Genomic DNA, 24,508 nt, shown 5'->3' with positions numbered 1-24,508 from the left:
GCTCCTACGGAGCATGCAAACTGCGGAATAAATAAACTGAAGCTCCGTAGGAGCAATACGTTCGTAGTATTTGTCTTAGGCTATTCAATACCGCTGCTTATAACGCAGTCAGCTTTAAATTATCAGGCATCTCAAATACTACTGATCAAAACTGTTTTGTTATACTTACATGTTTGCTTGTAAACGTTACTTGCTTGCCAGCTACATCCTCATTAAGAATAAACTCTACTTGCTTTTCTTTACCGGGCTCCACTTCAAAGTGATGAACATCATCCGCACGGTTTCCATTGATATACATAGAAATGGTTCCAACATCTGTAAGATTGCCGTTGTTCTTAACAAGCACAGGCAATATCTTTTTTCCGATAATGCTGTCAACAAAAATCTTTCCGGTAGTCATGCTAAATGAAGCTGCAAACTTTTTATTGTAATGAAACATAGTACTTACACCTTCCGCACTGTTGGTAAACGCAACACTGTTCTTGATTTCATCCGATGCTTTAAACGACGGACTTTTTCCACCAACCAATATTTTAAAATCTCCGGCTTCTACCACTCTATCCATTTCGTCATTCAATAAAGATAACTGATAAGGACTTAGTACAAATGACATTTTCTTTGCTTCGCCCGGCGCAAGTGTTACCCGGGCAAAATCTTTCAACTCCGTTACGCGTGTTTTCACACTGGCATACATATCGGTAACATATAACTGCACTACTTCATCTCCTGCTGTGCTGCCCGTGTTGGTAACGGTCGCAGTTACATTTACCGAGCCATCGTCATTTGTAGAAGTCTTTAAATCCGAATAATTAAAAGTAGTATAGCTCAATCCGTATCCGAAAGGATACAAAGGATAGAATGGCATGTCCACATAAGCGTATTGCCTGCCCGATGTTTTAAAGTTGTAATACAAAGGCAACTGCGCAACGTCTTTTGGAAAGGTCATAGGCAGACGACCCGCAGGATTATAATCGCCAAACAATACGTCAGCAGTGGCATAGCCGCCTTCCTGTCCCGGAAGCCAGTTCACCAGTATCGCTTTGCAATGTTGAGAAGCATAGCTTAAGTTATACGGTCTGCCCGATTGCAGAATCAATACAACAGGCTTGCCAATGGCGCAAACTGCTTCCAGTAATTTTTGTTGATAACCGGGCAAAATAAGAGACGCATAGTCATTTGCTTCACCGGAAGTTTTTTTAACACCACTCATTGCTTCACTTGTTGAGCAATCTCCCAACACCATTACTACAACTTCTGCTTTTTTTGCAGCAGCAACTGCGTCTTTGATGCGAGAGCTATCGGTAGAATAAAACTCACAACCTTTTTCAAACAGCACTTGCGTTGCAACACCCACCGCTTTTTTAACACCAGACAAAACTGAAACAAGTTGTCCCTGTTGAAGCTTGGCGGTGTAATCGCCGGGTTGCAGATCATCGGCACCTGGTCCTATCACTGCAATGGTTGACACCTTTTTAGAGAGTGGTAAAACTTTCTCCTCATTTTTCAACAGCACTATCGATTCTCTCGCTGCCTGCCTCGCCATTTCTTTGTGTGCAGGACTGTTCCAACCCGGGTAAATGGTGTTCCAGTTCAAAGGCTTCGCAGGGTTATGATCAAACAAGCCATTCCTAAACATCGTAGCCAGCAAAGTGCTGCAAGTAAAATTAAGGTCATCCATATTGAGGCCTCCGTTCTTTGCAGCTTCTATCACTTTCGGATTATTGTAAGTGTCTCCGCAATTTGTTGCCACACCAGCAGCAAGCGATTGATTCGCTGCTTCAACTACGTCCGTTGCTGTAAAATGTTTTTTACTTGTGAGATTGCCGATGGCACCACAATCGCTCACTACATAGCCATCGAAGCCCCACTCTTCGCGAAGAATGCCTTTCAACAACTCTTTGCTTTTTGCATCAGGCACACCATAGAAATCAGAATAGGCAACCATGATGGATTGACATTTATACTTCTCAATGACATGACGAAACGGGACCAAATGTATCTCACGCATTTCGCGATCTGATAATCCTATGTCGTGCGAATCGCGACCACCCAGCGGCGCACCGTGTGCAGCAAAGTGTTTTGGTGTAACCATCAACCCTTTCGATTGATAACCTTTGATCCATGCTCCACCAATCTCCGACACCAATACCGGGTCTTCACCATAAGTTTCTTCACAACGTCCCCATCTTGCATCCTGCGCCACATCAAGCACGGGAGACCATGCCTGCACAGTGTTTGCGCTCACTGTTTCATCACCAATTGTTTCTGCTACTTTTTCTATCAGCTGCTTGTTCCATGTTGCACCAAGACCAATTGATTGCGGAAAAATAGTCGCACCACTTCCATACGAAAAACCGTGAATGGCTTCCACTTTGTTCACAAATGGAATGCCCAATGAAGGAATGCCTGGTATGCCCCAACCTTCTCTCAACAATTCCATTTTTTGCGCTGGCGTCATAACTTTCAATAACAAAAGAACCCTTTCATTTACAGGGAGGGATGCGTTTAGCCACGGTTTGTTTTTCAACTCAGTCGCATCAGTCATAGCTCCGCCATATTCAACAGTGATCTCTTTGAAAGTAACAGGCGACTTGATGCTGCCCTCTTTGATCACCATCTTTAAATGCGCTCCATATTTTGCCGGAAATGAAACATCAAACGTCTTGTTTCCTGAAACGTTGTAGACAACAGGTGTTCCAAGATTCACCGGATCGTAGGTAACATATATTGTTAACGATTTTTTTAATGCCTCTGCAGTAAGATTATCGGTAACAATGTGCAGCCCGTTAACATTGCCGGGCTTGTATAAAGTAAACAATACCGATTGCTCTTTCTTAAGCTCATCGCTGCGCAGCGCCCAGCCTGTTTTCGTATCGCCGTCAAAAGATTGACCAACAGCGGCCTGGTTAACAGACGCTACTGCGGACATGAAATATTTTGTTTGCCCTTGCGTGTTGGCGGTATACAATAAAAAGAAACCGAAAATAATTTTTGAAAGATTCTTCTTCATAAACGCTCTTGATTAAATGTTGGCTATTGTTGGTTGAATCTGTTTTGATTTTTATTGAGAAATTTTTGAACGAAGCTTCTCGACAAAATCTTTCTGTGTAGAAATAAACTTTACCTGCACACCCAAATTATTTCTTTGCAAATTTTGAATGAGGAAATGGTTCCAGCCTTTATCCAGCGGCAGCGAGTGAATGATCTTTCCATCTTTTTTATTTTCAATGGAAGCAGCATCTACGGCCTTGCCATTCAAATATACCTGCCACGGACTTTTGGTAGTGATATCCATATTTAACACCGGCATGTCCGGCTCTGCCAAAAGATTCACCTGCGAGCGGGGGCTGTATACCCAAAAGCTGATGAAGTTGTTGCCATCTTTGCTTTGTTGAATATCGCTCGCATCCAATGTACCATTCGAAGAAGCACTTAGTGTTCTTGATGTTGTTTTACCATTTACCACAGAATCGAGGAACATTGCGTGTTGCAGCACACCATCGCCATCAATTGCCGAAAGATCTCTACCTGCTTGCGCATTGAACGTTACACCAAGATTTGCCAACAACGCATACAGTACTCGCTCGGAGGTTTTGTAGATCGCCTGCGGATCGAGCGTCGTAAAATAAATATTTCCCTGGCCTGATGGATACACGACCATCACGTTGCCAACCGCTTTATTTTCTCTTTCGCTTTTAATCAGGGAAATGGTTTTTGAATATTCTGCTTTGCCATTCCAGGCCTTCCAGTCAGCATTGCAAGCGCTCATCAGCACTTTTCCTTTTTTCGAAAAGTCACCATCAATACAATAATTCACTAACGGTTGTGATGCCATTTCGCTGAAATAAAGTTCACCATTGCCAAAGCCATCAAGCACAGGATCGTCACTTTCTTTAATGAATGAAGTGGCTTTGCGATCAACAACATTTACCGCATAAGGGAGATAAGACGCAACAGCTGCAGGTGTCTTTTCATTGGCACCCCAGATGAAGATATCACCACCTTTATTTGTAACAGCACTGCAAAGCGAAATGGATGATTTATCAGTGGGCGGAAATTTTCCGTCCACAATTATCAGCGCATGATCTGTTGCCGAAAGTTTATCAGCCGTTTGTACACCAAGATCCTTGAATAACCCGGCCAGCTTGGCTTCCGGGTCTGCAGACAAGATCATTATTTTTGAATAGGATGTCTTTTGCTTCTCATTAGTTGCGGGTTTATCTTCTATTTTGTCATAACCACTGATAGGAGCATTTGTAGCATAAGAAGCTTGTATGGCATTGAACAATGGCCATGTGTGGTACATCGGCAATGAAGGATCATAACCCGGATTTAATGTGCTGGTGTATGGCCCAAGCCTCTCCGGCTGCACTCCAGGCTGGCCCTCTTTGAATGCATCGAAGAAAATTCCGTCGGTTGGTTTTGGAGCTCTGGTAGTGTCTTTTAGTCCAAACTCAAGTGGCTTCAATCCATACCATACCACATTGAAGATAGAATAGTAAGAGGCATCGTATTTCTTTTGTCCGTTAAGCAAACGTACAGCCTCTATTGCAACACCTTCCATTCTTCCTTGTTGTGACACGTAGGAACGATTGCCATTGTATTGTGCCGTTTGCCTTGGTGTGCCATAGTAAGCCATTCCAGATTCACCGATTCCCCAAAGCTTTCCTTTTGATGACCAGTTCTTGTAAGAGTTTTCATCGCCATAGTGACCGATGATTGTCGGCAGGTCAGTAGGACGATCTGTTTCACCATCACCGGAGATCCAGTTTCTTGTTGGGTCAAGTTCTTTTGTGATCGCTACCCAATGATTGATCTCCTGTAATTGTTTGTTGACAAGACTATCAGGTGAGTGATGCACATACACAGCTACAGGAATATTTTCATTACAAACGCTCCAGCCAAATACTGATGCATGATTGCGGTCACGCAGGATGAAACGTTTCAGATGATCAGCAGCATTTGTCCAATACGCTTCGGCATCTTCCTTGGGCCCGCCATCACTTGCCCACAGGCCTGTTTCATCAAGAATGTAGATACCCATTTCATCGGCCATGTCAAGATAGAACGAAGGATAAGGTTGTGCATGCAAACGAACAGCATTTGCGTGAGCGTCTTTCAACATCGAGAACCAGGCCCATGCATAGCGACGCGTCATTTGCGGAATGCCCATGAAATGCCATGAGTCGCCTTTCATTACCACACGTTGTCCGTTGAGGTATAATTTATCACCTTCTATCTTAAATTGTCTCCAGCCAAAGCGTTCATATTGTTTGTCAACAACAGTTTTGCCACTGCTCAATGTTGTTACGAGTCCATATAAATTGGGGGTCTCAGCGGACCATGTTTTCAGTTTGCCTTTAACAGCAACGGAAAGCGTCACCTTCTTTTTTTCCCCCGCTGCAAGTGTTACTTTTTGAGATGGAATCGAAAGAGCTTCTTTATTATCTAGCGTCCATTTTATTTCAGGCGCTTCGGTTATGCTTTTACCGGCAAGATTGATCCATTGCGAAACAGTTCCTCCAAGGTCGACAGTTCTTTTTGCATTAGCCGTATTTACCAAGGTATACTCAACCTGCAATGAATCTCTATCAACCTGCGCTTTAATAAAAGCATTGACTACATACACTTCCGGCTTTACCAGCAAGTATGCATCTTGCCAAATGCCGTTGATGTGCTGGCCCCAGAATGAGCCACCCACATAAAGTCTTCTCCCATACTTGCCAGGTTCATTGAGCAGATCAGCATCTGCTACCCATAACATCAATTCATTTTCACCGTCTTGTTTTATCTCATCAGTAATATCTACTTCAAAAGGAAGAAAGACATCATAATTCTGTCCCATTTTTTTTCCGTTGATGATTACTTTGGTGAAACCGGCAACCGCATCAAAATGCAATACCAGGCGCTTGCCTTTCCATTCCGGTTTGTATGCAAATTTGCGCATGAGCCAACCGGCCCTCACAGTGTCCCAATCTTTCGGATAGCTTGGGTAAGTCACGAAATCGCCGCCGCCTTGTGCGAAACTGTTGATGTTCCATGGCGACGGAATTTTCACCGCTACCTTTTCCCATGAAAAATTGTTGGGCAATGCCGGATCGCGTAGCTGATCTTTTGAAAGACCACGAACATTTCTTTCAGGAAAAAATTTCCAGGAACCATTCAAACAAATGTCATCCCTGAATGGACGTTCGAGCGACGTCGTTCGATCTTCGGAGGGAGCAAAATCATGGTGAAAATTTTGTTGCTGCGCATTGACCTTTGTAGCAAGGTTCATGCAACATGCCAACAGTGCAAAAGCAACTCCTTTGTTTCTTTTAAATAAAGCAAGCATTTCAAAGCTGATTGTGGGTTAAAAATCCGACACTGGTAAACTCCGGCCTCGCCGAAAAAATCTACCTATGACAAATTAAATATCGACACCAAAGAAAGCTTTGAGCTACTAATAAAGTCGTAATAAAACATTAATAGAACATTAGTACCGGAATTTCTTTGTAAAAAACTGAACAACTCAATAACTGAATAACTGATTAACTGAATAACTGAAGGTTGAAAGTCGAACTTCGTTTCATAGTTCGATTATTCATTCATGCACAGAATCATTGATTCAATTGGTGAAGAAAGTTAAATGCACAAACTTCAGTTATTCAGTTAATCAGTTATTCAGTTATTGTTAAAGCTTGATCTTCCCACTCAGCCTCACATCCTCCGAACTCGCTCCAATCAAAACATCAAACCATCCGGGTTCAACTACCCTTTTCATTTCACGGTTGATCAGAGAAAAATCTTTTGAGTGCAAAGTCATCGTTACCTGTTTTTCTTCACCGGGTTGGAGGGAAACTCTTTCAAAGCCGCGCAACTTTCTTACATAAGTAGCAACGGAACTTAGTTGATCGTGCAGGTATAATTGCGCAATTTCGTCACCCGCATATTTCCCGGTATTTTTTATTTTGAAGGTCACGGTTACCTCTCCTTTTGAAGCGTATTGATCAGCATTCACTTTAAGATCGCTGTAAGCAAATGTTGTATAACTCAATCCAAATCCAAACGGATAGAGAAAGCCACGCACATTGGCATCTCCAAATCCATCGGCAGCAGGCTTCATCGGAAATGAAAGCGGAATTTGTCCTACATGTTTTGGAAACGGCACACACAATTTACCGCCCGGATTGTACTCACCAAACAACACGGACGCAATAGCATCGCCCATTGTTTCACCGAGATACCAAGTTTCAATTATTGCGGGTAAATTTTTACTCGCATAGTTGATAGTTACCGGACGACCACCAATCAACACCAGTACAGTTGGCTTGCCCAATGCAGCAATGCGCTTTACCAACTCTTCTTGTCTACCCGGCAATTTTAAGCTAAGTCTTGAATGCGTTTCGCCAATTGTATTTTCATTGTCGCCTACTGCAAGCAAAACTACATCTGCTGCAGAAGCTGCGTCAACAGCTTCTTTTAAGGCTGCATCCTCATCGGCAGTAAGAGGAAAATCTTCTATATCGCTTTCAGGAAAATTTTTATCAGTGTGTGTACAGCCTTTCGCGTACAAAACTTTTGTTCCCGAAGGGAGGGCTTTTGTAATGCCGTCGTAAAAGGTAACAACATTTGTATGCACCGGGCCATAGCGCGAGAGCAAACTTTTTTCTTCTTTTACATTCGGCCCTATCAACGCAATAGTCTTGATACTATTCTTGTTCAGAGGCAATGTGTTGTTTTCGTTCTTTAACAGAACGACACTTTGCTTTGCCGCCAATGCAGCAAGATCTTTCGCTTCCTGGTTGTGCACCAGGCCATCCGCCAGCGTTGTATCTTTGACATATGGATTATCAAAAAGTCCCAACCAAAATTTTACACGCAATACTTCGCTCACACGCTGATCTATCACGCTCATTGGAATGCTGCCATTTTTAATGCCTCTTCTTATGCCCATGATGTACGGACGCGGTGCTGCAAAATCTGTACGAACATTCATGCCCGCCGAAAGCGCCTGCTTAGCGGCATCTGCGGTATCAACTGCAACATGATATTTATCCCAAAGGTCTTCAAACGCGTGACTGTCGCTTACTACATAACCTTTAAACTTAAACTGCTTACGCAAAATATCGGTTAGGAAATAATAATTACCAATGATTGGAACGCCATCGTAATCATTGTATGAAGCCATTGTCCCCATTGCTCCCGCTTCTTCAAATGCCACCCTGAATGGTTCCAGGTATAGCTCCCACATTTCTCTCGGCGCCACATGCGGATCGGTGCGGGTACCTCCATCGCGGCCACCAACGGGAATGCCGTACACTGCAAAATGTTTTACAGTAGATACAATTTTGTTTTCCTGTATACCAGTTATATTTTGTCGACCCAGCTCTGCAACAAGAAACGGATCGCAGCCATAAGTTTCTTCAATTCTTCCCCAACGCGGATCTGAAGCCACATCGAGTATGGGCGAATACACATTTGTGTAACCCAATGCTTTAGCCTCTCTTCCTGTCACCTGTGCAATTCTGTGCACCAACTCTTTGTTGAAAGTACAAGCCTGTGCAATTTGCGCCGGGAAATACGTAGCCTTCATGTGATTCAATCCTCGAATGCCTTCGGTAGTGAAATCCACAGGAATACCTAAACGCGTTTGCTCAACGAACCATTTCTGAATGGAATTGATTGCTCCGGCATGGGATGAGTACGGATAAGCGTACATTGTGTCTTTACGCAGTCCGGTGAGTTGCTCGTCAATATTAGCGATTCCGTCTTTCCACACACTATCTCTCCATCCGGGTTGTGGCAAACGATCTTTCAGAACAGCACCATAACCATACAACGTGGCCAGCTGACATGTCTTTTCTTCCATTGTCATTTGCGAAAGCAGATTACTTACACGTTTATCTATCGCTTGTGTTGGATCTTCGTAAACATCTTTCCTGCCATTCTTATTAAAATCTATCCATCCGTTCTGTTTCGCCGACTGAGCAAGTACGCCGTTAGCCAAACACGTTACCGACAAAGTCAGCGCTATCAAAATTCTATTCATTATGCAATCACTTTTAAAAAGGGCTATAAAATTGTAAAAAAAATCGACACTAAAAGCAGGGAGCTAAAATTCCAGAATGATTTCACTCTCATGAACATTAAAAAATGCAAATTTGAAAATTTGAAGATTTGAGAATTTGAGAATTATTTCTGTGCAAATTTCAATAAAGCTTTTAACAACTTGAACTGAAAACAAGAACCATTAGAAGATGAGTGCCGCACATAATGCATTTTCAAATTTTCAAATCTTCAAATTTTCAAATTACCTGTACTTCTCAATCACAGGCATCAACAACCCCGCAGCCTTCATCTGTCCTTCCACGCTCGGGTGCAAACCGTCTCCGTAATCAGCTTTCGTTAGCCATCCTTCTGTATCTACATAGTGCAGTTTTTTATCACCCGCCGCGATGCGTGCATTCACGGCAGCCAGTGTAGGATTGACTTTCACGCCAAGAAACGTGCGCATCACCAATACCTGTGCATTTGGAAATTGCTTGCGGATTTTGAAAAGAAATTCAGTATAATTTGCCTGCAGCACACTATCTGGCACACGCTTGTTGTTATCATTTGTGCCCAGATTAATCACAATCATATCCGGAACATATTTGTTCATCTCCCACATAGGACTCACTATTGATGCGGGAGAACCCATTCTGAAATACTGATTATCCATGCCACCCTTAGGATATCCGCTCACCAGCGTAATGCCGGGATAAGCGATTTGTGTGTGTTCCGCACCCAATTTCTCTGCACTTATCCATGCATAATCAGAAACATTTGCCTGATCATCTGTATAACCCGCTGTGATCGAGTCACCGATAAATTCAATGAGAAATGGCGACACAGGCGGATCTGATGTTACAGCGCCGTGCTCCAAAATCAATCCGCGAAAACTAAAAACATAATTGTAATCCTTACCCTGCGCAACGCTCAGTGTATGCTTACCTTTTGACAATGCAACCGGCGTGATATCAATTGTATCGCTTACATTCTTATAGCTGATCCAGGGACCATTGTCTATCTTAACGTAGTAGTTCGTTTTGTTCGTACCCATTCTCAATTTCACTTTCGTTCCGGTAAATGCCACTTTAAAATAAGCACCACCCCATCTGCTCACATATTCCGCAACGTTGCTTTTATCCCAACGACCAATGTATTTGATGTGATCGTCTTCCAGCGAACCATATGCAATTTTCTTTGGAGAATCTTTCTTTTTTGACTGAGCAAACAACCAATCCCATACTTCGTTTTCTGGATAAGTTCTGCTCCATGAATCATGACCAACTCCGGGATATTCCGTATATCGCGGATGGCCACCTTTGGCAACAACCTGTTGAACCATTGCACGCGAACGCGTTACGGGCACGGTGCTATCCGCATCGCCATGAAACACCCAAAGCGGAACACGCGAAAGCTTTCCCGCAAAAGCAGTGTCGCCACCACCACAAATGGGGATGCCTGCGGCAAACAACTCCGGATGACGCTGCAACATTTCCCATGTAGCAAAGCCGCCCATTGAAAGTCCCGTTATATAAATGCGGTCGCGATCAATGTTATTCTCTTTGATAATTCTATCGAGCAATTCAAAGGACAACTGCATTGGCCATGTAGGCTCCTTCTGCATTGAATGACTCTGCGCACCAAAAGGCGTATGTACCCACACTGCTCCTGCATCACTATCCACATCCTTTCTTTCCGGACATTGCGGTGCTAAAACATAGCACGGATATTTTTCCCAAAACTTCGTGCATGAAAAACGAAGGAATTGCTTGCGATTATCAACGCCTCTTTCTCCGGCTCCATGCATGAACAATACCAGCGGATATTTCTCTCCCTTTTGGGCCGCAGGTTTGTAAAGCCTGTAGGGCAAAACATGGTCATTTTTTTTGTAGACATTGAAAGAGAAATCGGAGAATTTCTTTTCCCAATCCTGCATTGGCGCTGTTGTGTAGTTTGGCGCTACCAAATCATTAGCAGGCAATGGAGTTTGCGCATCGCCACTATAGAGCGATATTGCGCAGACCGATAATAACAAAGTATTTTTAAAAAATTTGTTCATCACTCTTTTATTTTAGGCAGCCGTGATGCGAGTAAGCATCATTGCAGCCAACTTAATTCATGTTAAAAAGCTGTTGCTTCGCGACATTTAACATTTCGCCCCTACGGGGCTGGCATTCGATTCGCTGCAATTTCACATTGGCTACGAACGTGTCGCCCCGCTGGGGCTAGGTTGAATCTCGATCATCAAGCTCCGTAGGAGCTTCACGTTCGTAGAAAAAGAAACCAGTTTAGAAAATTCACTGCCAGCCTCGTAGGGGCGACACGTTAAATGCCGCCTTCATGGCTCTGCACATTAAACGTTCTAACTGACTAACATTACTTTGCCAAATCATTCAACATATTTACCAATAATTTTCCTGCGACCGGATCTGTTACTCCTTTTTCCAATGCCATGGTTGATACAATGGCGGTGCCTTTATCATTGATCTTTACGATCGTACTGCCTTCTATGCCTTGCATATATTTTGCACGCTCGGCCATGTCCCCGTTGATGTATCCATGAATCTTGATGTGCTTTGCCAATAGTTCAACATGCTCGCTCCGCGTTACTTTTAAAGCTGAATTACAAACCGTTGGAACCTCTCTTTTGTTGTCATTAAAATAACGTAGGTCCATCAATTCAATGCCGTTAAACACAGGCGATTCAGGAATTTCCATGTTAACAATGTCACCCTCTGTCGGTACAATTGAACCTGTTATATACTCTGTAAAAAGGTCTGCAGCAAAGCCTGAGTTAAGCAAAAGAAACTTGGCACCATTTGCTTTCATTTCTTTGATTCGCTGCAAGTCCTGTGCAGATACCTCGCCGGAATTTACACCGGAGAATACATAAACACCAGCTTTCTGTTGTAAAGCTTCACTCACCGTTGATGATAATGCATGTGCAATGCCGAGCTTATCAAACACCGCCTTCATATTTGTTTTATCCACCAGCAAAATCTTTTTAGAAACGCTTGCTTTGTTCCACTGTTTGTTTGCCAATGTTATCGAATATTCATTGGATGAAATTTGCTTGCCATTTTCTTTTAACGACAATACCAGCTTTCCATTAATCCTATCTTGTGGTAACGCAGAAATATTAATCGTTGGCGTTACCCACTCGCGGCCATAGTATGCAACTTCGGGAACCTTTTGCATACCACTTTGCAACACTTTTCCGTCATTGTTTACAATCTTCCATTCCAGTTCAGAAGGAGCAATGGCGCTACCTTCGCTCCTGTCGTTCACAATGCATATTCTCACGGGCAACTGTTCACCTGCGTAAAAATGACGCCCCCACAATTCAGCGCTTACAAGTACCGGTTGCAGCGCTCTTTGCATTGCATAATAGGTTACGTATGGTTTTATAGTTGACGCATTGTAGACATTCTGGAACCATGTAATGAGCGCAAAGTGAATGATGCCTGCTGATTTATCATTGCTTCTTCTTAATGCTTCGGCAACTTCGCTGGTGATGAATGATTGTGCCTGCAAAAAATACGCTGGATCATTGTATTCATAAGCAAGATCACCAACGAGCGATTGCGGCGTTTGATGGACCTGCGTATAAAACCGCACGGGATGGCCGGTTTCGCTGTTTGGATAACCTGTCGACATTTCCTGGCTGATCAACGGCCGGCCTTCGGACCAGTTTTCTTTTTGAAACTCACCATTAAATTGCTTGAACACAGTATGGTCGTACCAGTTGATGTAGGAATGAATATCGTCGATATCGCCATCATCGATATTGCTAAAAAATGTTTCACCAAATTTCTTTGCCTTGCCTTTTCTTTTGTAGTTGGAATCAAAACAAATTGGTCGCGTATTATCTACTGTTCGCATCCTTTTCACCACATCAGAAATGATCGTCATTTTCAATTTCGCACGTTCCATATCTGGATCGTTGTCATAGAACTTCATTTCATTGTTTACCGTCCAGAACAACAGAGAAGGATGGTTTCTGTATTTTTTGATCATGGCAAGAAATTCATCTGCCCACATATCGATCAGTTTTTTATCGGGCATGGAAGTCGCGAGCATGAGCCAGGGCCATGTACCTTCAAAGCTAACGCCGATTCCCTTTTTATCCGCTTCCTGCATCCAGAGTTCGTTGTACGGCGCGGTGTGTGTGCGTGTCACTTCCATGTTACCTGCCTTCATAAGATCGTAGAATTTGTCGGCCAATGCCACATCATTGGGAGCAAGTGCAAAAGGAGTTTGATTTCCGCCTCTCAGCCAATAGCGTTTACCATTCAACCACAAGTAACCATCTTTACTTTCGAAAGTTCTGAAGCCGGAAACAATGACAGAACTATCCGCCTCCTTACCGTTTGACATGATGTAGAATGTAAAGTCATACAGGTTCGGCGTTTGTGGTGTCCACAACAAAGGTTGCAAATCTTTCACACTATAATTGAAAGTACGTTCTTCTCCTGCGTGAATAATGTTTTTGTCCAATCCCAATCCAACGTATAGTGGCTTGCCATTCTTATCTACAATCTTTGTAACGAATGAAAATTGCTTGTCAGTCTTCTCAGAATTTTTCACCGTAATTTCAAATGACGCGCCAGTAAGATTCGGTTTGATGTACACATCGCTGATCTTTAACGGATCAGTGATCACGAGCTTCACCGGTTGCCAGATACCGGCAGGGTCGCCATTGTAAAATCCATGCGCAAGGTCCTTTAGCATTTTGTTTGTTACCTCCACGCTAACTGCCACATCGACCACCTTGCCTTCGTCTTTAATGTCGTTTGTGTAATCGCGAATCACTTTTACAGTTACAAGGTTTTTTCCCTTGTGAAACAAACCTTTTGCATTTACATTAAGATCGCCAAACATGCCGACATGTTTACCCGCATGCACACCATTGATCCAGACTTCTGCAATTTTTGAAATAGCATCGAATTGCAGCGACACATCTTTCCCGTCTATGTTATCAGGCAACTCGATCCATTGGCGATACCATGCGGCGGCTGTTTTTTTGTAATCAAATGTGTAACCTTCGCAACGATCTGTCTCAGCCTGAAAGTAGTTATCAGAAGCACCTTTGGCAAACGGGCCAAAGGTTTCCCCGTGCAGCCAAATGCGAATAGGGTTCCAAAAATCAGGCACGTGCATGCTGTGCCATTCTTTATCATCTTCCTTGGGAGAAATAGCTTTCTTCTGATCGGACATTTCATATACGGGCATGAACAACCATTGGCCATCGAGTGAAACGACGGTGCGTCCCGGATTAATTTTATCTACAACAACAGCTTTGTAAGTGCTGCGTTCCTGTTTTCTCTTTGCCGTTTTATCAATTGCTTTTGTCGCCGCTGCATATTCCAGTTTTGGCATGTTATCCAATGCTCCTTTTTGCAACGGAGTTATCGTAAGACCTTCATAAAGGCTAGTGATCCATCCGCCACCAAGCGTGATTTTTCCCGAAGGTGCCAACACACTGTTTTTGTCTTCTATGTCTATACGTGGCAATAATTCATCATTGAGAAACACGCGAATTCTTTTGCCACTCAGCTGTATTCGGAATGTGTACCATGCGCCGGGTTCTGGCTTAAAATCCAACGGGCGCAATGCGAGAAATTCATCTGTGCCTAAATAACCAAGCCTGCTTAAGTACAAAGTATTTTGCAGGCCACCGCGTAAACCAATGATATACCTGTCGTTCCTATTGAACTCTCTAAAGCCCGCCCACAGTTGTACCTGATCTTCTCCTTTTGGTGTGCATGCACGAAATGTCGCCTCATAGTCGCTCATGTTTTCATCACCAAAAGCCGCATACGCATCTTTTGTTTTCAACACACCGTTATTCATCTCACAAATACCACGCCCCCTTGTTTGAAAAGCGCCTTTGAATGTAGACTGTGCACCCGAAGAGTTAACATCCTGCGCCCGCATATTCGATGCGAAGAGGAATGACATTACTGTCAATAATGTTGTAAGGGAAATTCTTTTTAATCTCATGATCAATTCATTTATTTTAAGAGCGATGCTTTTAGTTTAGAAGCATAGCTCCCATCTTTATTAGGTTTGTTACTCATGATGAACTCCAGCGTGCCACCCGCCATAATCGCGGCGTGATCGATATACGCAGCCTCATAAGGTTTTCCATTTAGTAATACTTTTTGTATGTATGGCTTAGATGAAGCTCCGGTAGCTTTTACGGTAAATGTTTTTTCATTTGGCAATTGCAATGTTGCGTTCTCTACCAAAGGGCTTCCAAATACATATTTGCCATTAGCCGGAAAGACCGGATAGAAGCCCATTGCAGAGAAAATGTACCATGCAGACATCTGCCCGCAATCTTCATTCCCAATGATACCATCAGGTTGATCGTGGTACATATCGTTCATAATATGTCTTACTGTTTCTGCTGTTTTCCAATGGCGACCACCATACGCATAGAGATAAGCGATGTGGTGACTGGGCTCGTTGCCGTGCGCATATTGACCAATGGTCCCGGTAAGATCCGCCAACCCTTTTTCATCGGCGGTTGTTTCGAGAGCGAACATTGAATCGAGCCGGTTGTTAAACATTTTTTCGCCGCCAAGCAACGATATCAGGCCTTTCACATCCTGCGGCACGAGCCACAAGTATTGCCAGGCATTGCCTTCGGCGTAAATGGTATTGTTGGCCTTGAGTGCATTAAAATCAGGTGCCCAATCTCCATTCGCAAGTTTACCTCTGAAGAATTGTGTAGTTGAATCGAAATACAATTTGTAACTGATTGCACGTTTTGAAAAATATTCAGCCTCGTTTTGTTTGCCCAAAGCTTTTGCCATTAAGGCAATGCTACCATCTCCAATGGCGTATTCAAGACCTTTGGCAACGGAGCGTCTTTCTTTATCCGAGGGAATTGCTGTAGATGTTTTCACGTACAACATTCCCAAAGTGTCTGATGCTGACGTTCCTTTGATTGCATTGAAAGCCCTTTCAGCGTCAAATCCTTTTATGCCTTTCAAATATGCTTCTGCAATTACCTGCCTGCTTGCAATACCCACCATGGTTCCCGTTTCCCATCCTTCTAAATGCCATTGAGGCAATAAGCCTTTTTGATCGTAGATGGCGAGCATCGAGTTCACCATGTCGGCGGTTCTTTCGGGCTGCGTGATGGTGTACAGCGGATGCACTGCACGATAGGTATCCCAAAGAGAAAAGACACTATAGTTGGCAAACGGTGCTTTTTTATATACCTGCTTGTCAGCACCGCGATAGTCTCCGTTGTGATCGTTGAACAATGCGGGATCAATCATTGTATGAAACAATGAAGTGTAGAAAATTCGCTTGACTTTGTCAGAAGGCGTATTGATGACAATCTTTGACAACTCTTTATTCCATTTTGCTTTTGCTTCCGCCACGACTTCATTAATATTCCAACGCGGAATTTCCGCAGTAATGTTTGCTAACGCATTTTCGCAACTCACAGGAGAAATGCCTACTTTCAACTTGAGTGTTTTGGGCGCTTTATCAAAACTGATCAAGCCCTTTATAGCTTTGCCTTTCCCGCTATCACCCTGCAATAGTTTATTATCATCATAAACAGAAAAATGTTCAAGCGGTTCAGATGAACGGACAGCAAAAAATATCAACTGTTCCTTCGCCCATCCTTTTGAAAAACGATAACCTTCCAATGTGTATTGATCGACTTGCCTGATGTAAGTTTCAGCACTTTGATCATTAATACCCTCTTTCAGGTCAATGACCACATGCGCTTGCTTATCCTGAGGAAACTGATACTGATGAAACCCAACTCTCTCCGTTGCGGCCAACTCCACTTTAATATTGGAGCCATCAAGCATTACAGAATAGTAACCAGGCTGCACACTTTCATTTTTATGGGAATAATGTGCACCGTAACCCTTCTGGTATTCCTTCTCCGTTGCCTTGTCTGTTCTTATTTCACCAACATAAGGCATCATCAAAATATCTCCAAGATCGCCAATACCTGTACCGCTTAAATGTGTATGTGCAAAGCCTGTTACGATACTGTCGCCATAATTGTAACCGGAACACCAATCCCATCCTTTAAAAAAATTAGAAGGCCCCAATTGCACAGCTCCAAATGGTACACTCGCTCCCACAAATACGTGGCCATGACCATCGGAACCAATGTAAGGATCAACGTACTTTGTCAAATCCTGCGATTGTGATTGATGCGTTATGCAAACGAATGAAATGATGTTTATAAAAAATTTTAAACTCTTCATATTAGATTACTCATCCTTCTTTTTTAGAAATAACTTTTCTCTAGCTTATTTACTTCCTGTGTCTTTCTTCCATGCGTATCGCACGTGATTGCGAGCGCAGCGAAGTAATCTCATTTGTTGAGAGCAGGAGATTGCTTCCCTCTTCGTTCCTCGCGGTCGCAATGACGTGTAACACCAAAAATTAGAATCATCTTACTTCAAAAATTGTCAGTTCAATTATTACAGTCGTGTTCCTTAGACATTTCTAATTTTTACTTTTTACTTCTCACTTCCTACCCAGGCCATCCCCTTGCTGCACAGGTTGCGTTTCGCTGAACGGAATCTCCTTGCGCAACATTTTTGCGGCCATCCCTGTAAGAAATAAATAATGATCTTCCGGAACACTTTCTTCAAATGTTACGAAACTGCTGGCTCCAACCGGCGGGTTCTTTGATACTTTGAAAATCGCAGTGCCTTCGTCTATTTCATCAAACATTGCGACATACAACATTTCCGCGCCGCTTTCTAAAGCGCCGGCAATCTGTTTCCAATAGAATTCACCTTTATTACGCGGCATTTGGTTTTGTGGACTTTTGTTATACATATTGTGCCAGCTAAATCCGGGATAAACCACGGGTGCATAGTCAATTTTGTTTTGTTTGCACCATTGTACATCTCCTGCCACATGCTGTTTGAAGGCTGGATATGTTTCTTCATTGTATCTTCCAACAAACCAGGGATGAACAATGTCTGCCTTCTTTATAACTTCTGTTAAATGCGGATCTTTGACTGCGTCTTTATCCAGATCGCGCCAGTAAGTAGGTACGCCGAGCATGATGGAACATCCGCCATATTCTTTGTCATTTTGCAGAAAGTCCATCATCTTTTCAATATCCTTTAAACCATACGAGCGACCCGGAAAACCAACGCCCCAAAGCGCTACAAGAGGTTTGCCGTTATGATACAGGTAGGTTTGTTTCTTGCCTCTTGTTGTAAGTCGCAGGCTATCAACAAGCTTTTTAAAATCATTTATCACCACATCAGCATCTCCTTCATGCATGCCTGAGAGATCGTACATGATTGCTATAGCGCGATGATATTTTTTTGCCGCACTCAAGGCGTGACTCAATACCGTATTATTGTGACGCAAGCTCACAGGGCTTTTCACATTGCTCACAAATCTTTGCACGAACACACCATCAATGCCATATTCCTTCATCCATTTGAAATGAAGATCAACAGTGGAAGCATCGTAGGAACTAAACAATACAGCTGTACTGCTGTCTGCCAGGCGAAATGGAGTTTTGTATGTTTTTTTATATTCTGATGTTGCCGGCCACAGATCGACTTTACAATTGCCGGGTTCAAATTTTCCTTTGCCCACATAATGGTTCCAACCACGCCCAGCGCCATCATCCGGCGCATTGAACCAACCCTGGTAACCCGCCATTACGAGCCCCTTGTATGAGGTAAAGGCCGAGCTGGCGCTGTGTTTGTGTTGCGCTTTCAAACTCGTGGCAAACAGTATTGCCAAACCAAGAATGTATTTAAATTGTCGCATCGGTTTTTAATAGTTGATTGAATTCTTAATTGTTAATTGTCTAGCTAAACTGTTCGAAAAACTGAATGTATGTTGCTTGTCATCCCGACGAAGGAGGGATCTGGGTGCTTGCATAAACTGATTGCTAGTGTTAGACTCAGATCCCTCCTTCGTCGGGATGACAAGCAGTCTTTTTTTACTGATCACAACCACCATGAAATTGTTTAACTCATTTCAAAAGCCCGCCTTCTCGCCTGTTCCCCACCGTTTGTTTGGCTTCGGCCCCATTTCCAGTTCCAGTGTCCCTCCATCAACCAATTGCTGATGCGTGAACCATGGCGTGTTAATCGTTTGTCCATTGAGTTTTGCACTCTGGATGTACTTGTTTACAACCGACGAATTGTTTGCGATCACGGTGAATTGTTTTCCGTTTTGAAGATCAATTGTTGACTTCGTAAACAACGGGCTACCGATGGTATAAGCAGGAATTCCGGGCGTTACAGGATAAAAGCCAAGTGAGGAAAACACAACGAACGCAGACATGCCGCCTCCATCTTCATCTCCCGGAATGCCGAAGATATTATCCTTAAACCAGGTGCTCAGCAGGAAGCGAATACGCTTTTGCGTTTTCCATGGGCTCGACGTAAAGTTGTACAAGTAAGGTATGTGAAAGCTGGGTTCATTGCCCATCGAGTATTGACCAACGAGCCCCGTTGCATCGGGAAACTTGTACCACATCTCACTTTTGCTTCTTCCCAACGGTTCCCTGAACAATTGATCCAGCCTGTTTTCAAAATCATTTTTTCCGCCCATCAGCGCCATGAGACCGCTGATGTCATGTTGCACCTGCCACATATACGTCCATCCGTTGTTTTCATCGTAATAGTCTCTGCCACCTTTGCCGCCATCAAATTTTGGATCAATGTTTATCCAATTTCCCTGCGCGTCTTTAGGTAGAAATATTTTTTGTTGCTTGTTCCAAAGTGTTTTATAATTCGATGCCCTTGCGGCGAATTTTGAATGATCTTTTTCTTTACCCAGCATTGCAGCCATTTCGCTCACCGCCCAGTCATCGTAGCTAGCACCAAGCGTTACAGCCACTGCCTGTCTTTTCTCAAATGAATTCACAAGGGCAACAGGTTCTGTTTCTCCGGGTTTCAAGGCGGGGAAAAATCCTTTTGAATAATACACGTCTTCAAGCTCTGTCTTTGGGCCATTGCGCCATGGCAGCATTGTTGCCTGCGTAGCATTTTTCAACATGCCCTCGTATGCTTTTTCAACATCAAAATTTTTCAAACCTTTTCGAACGTCGTCAAGAAACATTACAGATGAATGAAAACCATTCATGCATGCATGATCACCGAAAAGCACCGGAAATGTTGGCATCCAGCCACTTTGCTCATACATGTTTACGTATGAGTTTAGCATATCCTCTTCCATGGATGGATTAAGAATTGCTCTCAAGGGATGGTGCGCCAGATACGTATCCCATGTCCAGTCGTCTACATAAAATGGCCTATTGGTTGCGTGTATCTTTTTATCGTAACCGCTGTAGTATTTTCCATCTTCGGTGATATCCACCATTCGCTCATAACATCTGTACAACGCTGTATAGAACGAACGTTTTTGTGCCGTTGTTCCCCCTTCCACTTTAACCTGGTTAACTACTTTTTGCCATGCCAGTTGCGCATCATCTGCCAATTGTTCAAACGTTGTTGTATTTAATTCATCTTCGTAATTCCTTTTTGCTTGTTCAGCGCTTATAAATGAAACTGCATATTTCAATTCAATGGTATCGTTTGCACTCCCGCCAAAGCTAACACTGGCTTTGGTTTCATCTACCTTGTCGATCTTGCATTTTTTTGCATTGAAGCGACCATACATGTAAACTTTTATGTCACCGTGATAGGTTTCAGTTGCTGCGATCTCATTGTCTGAAATAAGATCCCAGGAACTGCTGCCCGTGTTATAGTGTTCTAAAAGCAAACATTTAGTATGTGCATTTGCAGGAAATGCAAAACGATAAATGCCTGTTTTTTTACCCGGCGCAAATTCCACTGTGATACCATTGTCGATAAGAAATGTTGAGTAGTACCATGGCCTTGTAATTTCAAGATCATGATCGAAGGTCATTCTCTTTTTCCAGTCGTCTGCTGTTTTAGGCAATGACAATGCAGGTTTCATAGAAAATGCCATTCCCAGTCTATGCGATACAATGAGCAAAGGAAAGCTTGCTATCTGATCATCAATATGATCCGCGCGAACAGGATACATTCTCATCATCTGGTTGGGTTGCTGCACCGTTGGCCTTGTTGGCTGCAGCAACTGTCCTACGTTTCCAATGGTTGGATCGATATAATCAAGATCGTTACTTACCTCTATCTTAACCTTCTTATTGTCTTGTGCCTGAATGCTGTTGCATACAACCATGCAGGCGAGTAAATGTGTGATAGCCCTTATTTTCTTTATTGTCATAGCCTTTATAACGGAAGTATCTTTTTGATTGATTGAATTGGTTTCTTGCCATGACAAGAGCCTTCCGCTGCAACATAACACTGCAGCGGATTGAAGGCCTCATCTGTCGTTGTTAAAACGGGTTTGTTCTAATCAGAGCCTAAGATTAATGTCCTACGGACAAGGATTGTCCTTGTGTCATGTCCCTATTGACATCAATGCCCTACGGGCAATAATAAGTGCTGCACCTCTCACACCATCCAAACATCATTTAGGTGCGACCCTATTAATTATTAATTATTAATTATTAATTGCTCTCTTCTACTTCTTAAACTCACTTTTCGTCGTCCTGAGATATAAATCGCCGTAGCTTTTTGATGACTCTAATTGCGAAGCACTCGCCCAGTCGTTCCATGAATCAAGCAGAATGAGCCTTGTACTTTGGTCAGCGTTCATCTTTGCTACATTGCACAACTGTTTGTAAAGTCTGCAGGTATCGTTTCTTCCGTACAAAGGTTGCAGGCCCGTTGGTTGTGTGATCTTTTGGTTCCAACCTGGCGATACGCAAGGCACATAGGTTACTCCCCAGTTGTTGTCCTGCCAGTATTGAACACTGTACTTCCAGTTTTCATTCGTCATTTGCGGCAGCAGATAGAACCTGTCCCAATCACTGATGTTAGTGCTGAAAGACTGATGTACGATTGCATCTACACATTTTTGAAAACGGAAAGGATAACGTGCAGGAGGAGTCCATCTGTCCTGTTGACCAACAATGTATATTTGGATGCCAGCGTCACTCAGGCGTTGTCTGAGGGTAGCATATATCGATGCATTGTCGTTTGAATAAAGTACTTGTGCGTTGTAGATGTACAATAAAGTTTTATTGTTCACTTTTATGTAGTTCGCATCCTGCATGTATGGCACAAGCTTTAAGATGTCCTGAAAGAACTGCTCCAGCTTCACTTTGTCATTTTCCAATGGTGTTGTAGTAGAAAGCCCGTACGTACCTGACTGCCAGTTGTAAGCAAGCGCCATTTTCATTTTGTTTGCCGTATTAGCTTTAAGGAACGAACGCACTACGGATGAATCGCTTTTGAAGTTGTTGTAGTCGCGACTGAATGATCTTATCGAGAAAAGGAAATAATCAATACCTGCACTGCTTGCCTGGTCAATGTGTCCAGTCATTACATCCGGAGGCACAACGCCTGCAGGCATGTTGTATCTTCCCAATGTTGGCGTATCTGGCACATTCACATTGAAGGTTCCGAAGGTATAGTACATAGCACCTACCACGTAATCATTTGTTACGGGAATTTCATTGATCTGATAGTTCAGAAAATTATCTGCTGCAGTGGGTGCATCACTTTTCTTTACACAACCGATGAAAGCGAATAGCGCTGTAGCAATTATTGTAAGGCGAAAATATTTTGTTTGCATACTTTTCTAAATTGAAGTACTTATGGTTTATAACTTGAAAGAACTGTGTAAGTAAATCCGCTTGCTTTTGCAGCGGCACTTAACTCTTGTATTGTCTTACCATACCATTTTTGTACAAGTGAATAATCATATTGCGCAGGCACATCGTTCCAGTTGATCGTTACATGCGGCTTCATAAATTTCAATGCAACAGTATTGTTGATTGCTTCGGAAGTGGTACCCACAAGGCCAAGCTGTGTCATGGCGTCCGCGTATCCGTCAGGATTCAACGATACAAGGTTTGCCGGATAAAACATACGGAATGGCACGTCCGAATACAATGCTCCCGGTGAGGAAGGATTGGTGTGCGGAGGGAAATTCAACGACCATGTTCTACGTATCATGCACCATGCATCAAAGCCACCATCAGGGAAATAATTCATCCAGGCTTGTGCATATATTTTGTTGATGTCACCATCTGGAATGTCTGCATTGGTAATGCCTATGTAATTCCTGAAAGTTTTACCAACAGAGCTTGTGCCCCATTTTACACCATCTACCTGTTTGTAATTGTTCGCAGCCGCCAGTGTTAATCCCCATGAAAGGAAGTTCGCATCAATACCTGCATTATAGTATGCGTCTGCTGTTTGCGAGCCTCCAAGGCCCAGCTGCGCAGCTTCTGCTTTCAGGAACAATGTTTCTGCAAAACCCATGATGACCATCGGACGCAAAGGATCGCTCCAAACTTTGGTAGTTACATTGGAGAAAGTATTGGCGTTGCCTATCGGATCTACCTGGTTCGCCAACCCTGCTGTCCATCCGGATAATTTGTTATTGGCCTTTGGAATGCCCCAGTGTGGAATCGGATAAGTTACAATTCTTAATGAATCATCGGCAGTACTTGCAAGTGTATCAGTAAGTATGTAACGATCGGTTGCTTTTGCTACAGAATCGAAATACACATTGATCCTTGGATCTTTGTAGGAGCGCAGGAAGTCAAGCATGTAATCACTCATCTTTGGAAATGAAATTCCTGTAGGTGCAGTTACGTTCGCTTTGCCCGAATAGCCGATGTAGTAAGGATTCTGATTACCATTGGTGGTATTATCAAACTGTATCTTTGCAGCGTCTGCATCGGAGCCGATGAGGTTTGTTTCATCTGCCATTATTTCTCTTACCGCATCTAAGGCTGTATTGCCCAAAAGCAACTGAGCACGAAGTGCAATTTTTAAACGAAGGCTATTTGCAAATTTTTTCCATTTCAGCAGATCGCCATTATAAATCGCATCGTAGGGTAATTTATCAGTTGTTTTTGCGACGTTCATCTTTGCCGATGCTTCTTTCAATGTATTGAGAATATTGGCGTACACCGAATCTTCTTTGTCGTACATAATGGAGCTCATGCGGTTCGGATCATTTGCCTGACTCGCAGCGATGGGGCCGTAAGCGCCCACCAGTAAGGATTGTATATAGGCCTTGTATATTCTTGCAATTTGCACCCTGTTATTGAATGCCGTATCACTGCCGTAATTGGTGAGTATTTGCTGAAGGTTGTTCAGTATGGTTACGTAAGATGTTTGCCACATCACATCTGCACAATCATATCTCCCGGTGAGTGATACCCAGTTGGCATACTCCCAATATTTGTTAACAGGATATTGTGCCAGTATGGAGGGCGTTGCCTTAATCGCAGTATTCATGGAACCTTCCGGCATTACTTTTACGAACTGCGTCGGGTCTGTATTAATATCTGTCATTTTAGAGCAGGCAGAGAACATGGCGCCTGCGATGACCGCTATAGAAAATATCTTTTTCATCTGTGTGTTTTTTAGTGCTCCAGTTG

The 24,508-nt window shown here is 43.1% G+C and carries 10 protein-coding genes; all 10 read right to left on the bottom strand.

What is annotated here, in order from left to right; genetic code table 11:
• Window positions 1-145: 145 nt before the first annotated feature.
• A complete protein-coding gene (locus KTO63_RS10480; RefSeq protein WP_217791227.1) occupies window positions 146-3,010 on the bottom strand; it encodes a glycoside hydrolase family 3 C-terminal domain-containing protein in 2,865 nt (954 codons plus the stop codon).
• Window positions 3,011-3,061: 51 nt separating this feature from the next.
• Window positions 3,062-6,334, bottom strand: coding sequence for a glycoside hydrolase family 2 protein (locus tag KTO63_RS10475; protein ID WP_217791226.1), 3,273 nt, complete (start codon window positions 6,332-6,334; stop codon window positions 3,062-3,064).
• Window positions 6,335-6,673: 339 nt separating this feature from the next.
• The gene (locus tag KTO63_RS10470) at window positions 6,674-9,031 is read right to left on the bottom strand and encodes a glycoside hydrolase family 3 N-terminal domain-containing protein (protein ID WP_217791225.1); all 2,358 of its coding nucleotides are present in this window, start codon (window positions 9,029-9,031) and stop codon (window positions 6,674-6,676) included.
• A gap of 261 nt (window positions 9,032-9,292) precedes the next feature.
• A complete protein-coding gene (locus KTO63_RS10465; RefSeq protein ID WP_217791224.1) occupies window positions 9,293-11,089 on the bottom strand; it encodes a GDSL-type esterase/lipase family protein in 1,797 nt (598 codons plus the stop codon).
• Between the two features lie 317 nt (window positions 11,090-11,406).
• Complete coding sequence (locus KTO63_RS10460; RefSeq protein ID WP_217791223.1) at window positions 11,407-15,033, bottom strand: glycoside hydrolase family 2 protein; 3,627 nt, start codon at window positions 15,031-15,033, stop codon at window positions 11,407-11,409.
• 11 nt (window positions 15,034-15,044) lie between these two features.
• Entirely contained in the window at window positions 15,045-17,276 is a 2,232-nt protein-coding gene (locus KTO63_RS10455) for a GH92 family glycosyl hydrolase (protein ID WP_217791221.1), read from the bottom strand.
• A 265-nt stretch (window positions 17,277-17,541) separates the two neighbouring features.
• Window positions 17,542-18,816, bottom strand: a complete 1,275-nt coding sequence (locus tag KTO63_RS10450; RefSeq protein ID WP_217791220.1) for a glycoside hydrolase family 71/99-like protein — start codon at window positions 18,814-18,816, stop codon at window positions 17,542-17,544.
• A 213-nt stretch (window positions 18,817-19,029) separates the two neighbouring features.
• The gene (locus tag KTO63_RS10445; RefSeq protein ID WP_217791218.1) at window positions 19,030-21,270 is read right to left on the bottom strand and encodes a GH92 family glycosyl hydrolase; all 2,241 of its coding nucleotides are present in this window, start codon (window positions 21,268-21,270) and stop codon (window positions 19,030-19,032) included.
• Between the two features lie 300 nt (window positions 21,271-21,570).
• Window positions 21,571-22,686 (bottom strand): glycoside hydrolase family 99-like domain-containing protein, encoded by a 1,116-nt coding sequence (locus tag KTO63_RS10440; RefSeq protein WP_217791216.1) that lies wholly within the window; start codon window positions 22,684-22,686, stop codon window positions 21,571-21,573.
• Window positions 22,687-22,706: 20 nt separating this feature from the next.
• The gene (locus KTO63_RS10435) at window positions 22,707-24,482 is read right to left on the bottom strand and encodes a SusD/RagB family nutrient-binding outer membrane lipoprotein (RefSeq protein WP_217791215.1); all 1,776 of its coding nucleotides are present in this window, start codon (window positions 24,480-24,482) and stop codon (window positions 22,707-22,709) included.
• Window positions 24,483-24,508 lie beyond the last annotated feature (26 nt).

It is taken from the genome of Pinibacter aurantiacus, assembly GCF_019130065.1.
Lineage (GTDB): Bacteria > Bacteroidota > Bacteroidia > Chitinophagales > Chitinophagaceae > Pinibacter > Pinibacter aurantiacus.
Note: the sequence above shows the minus strand (reverse complement) of the source record. Positions and strands in the feature narration are given on the sequence as shown.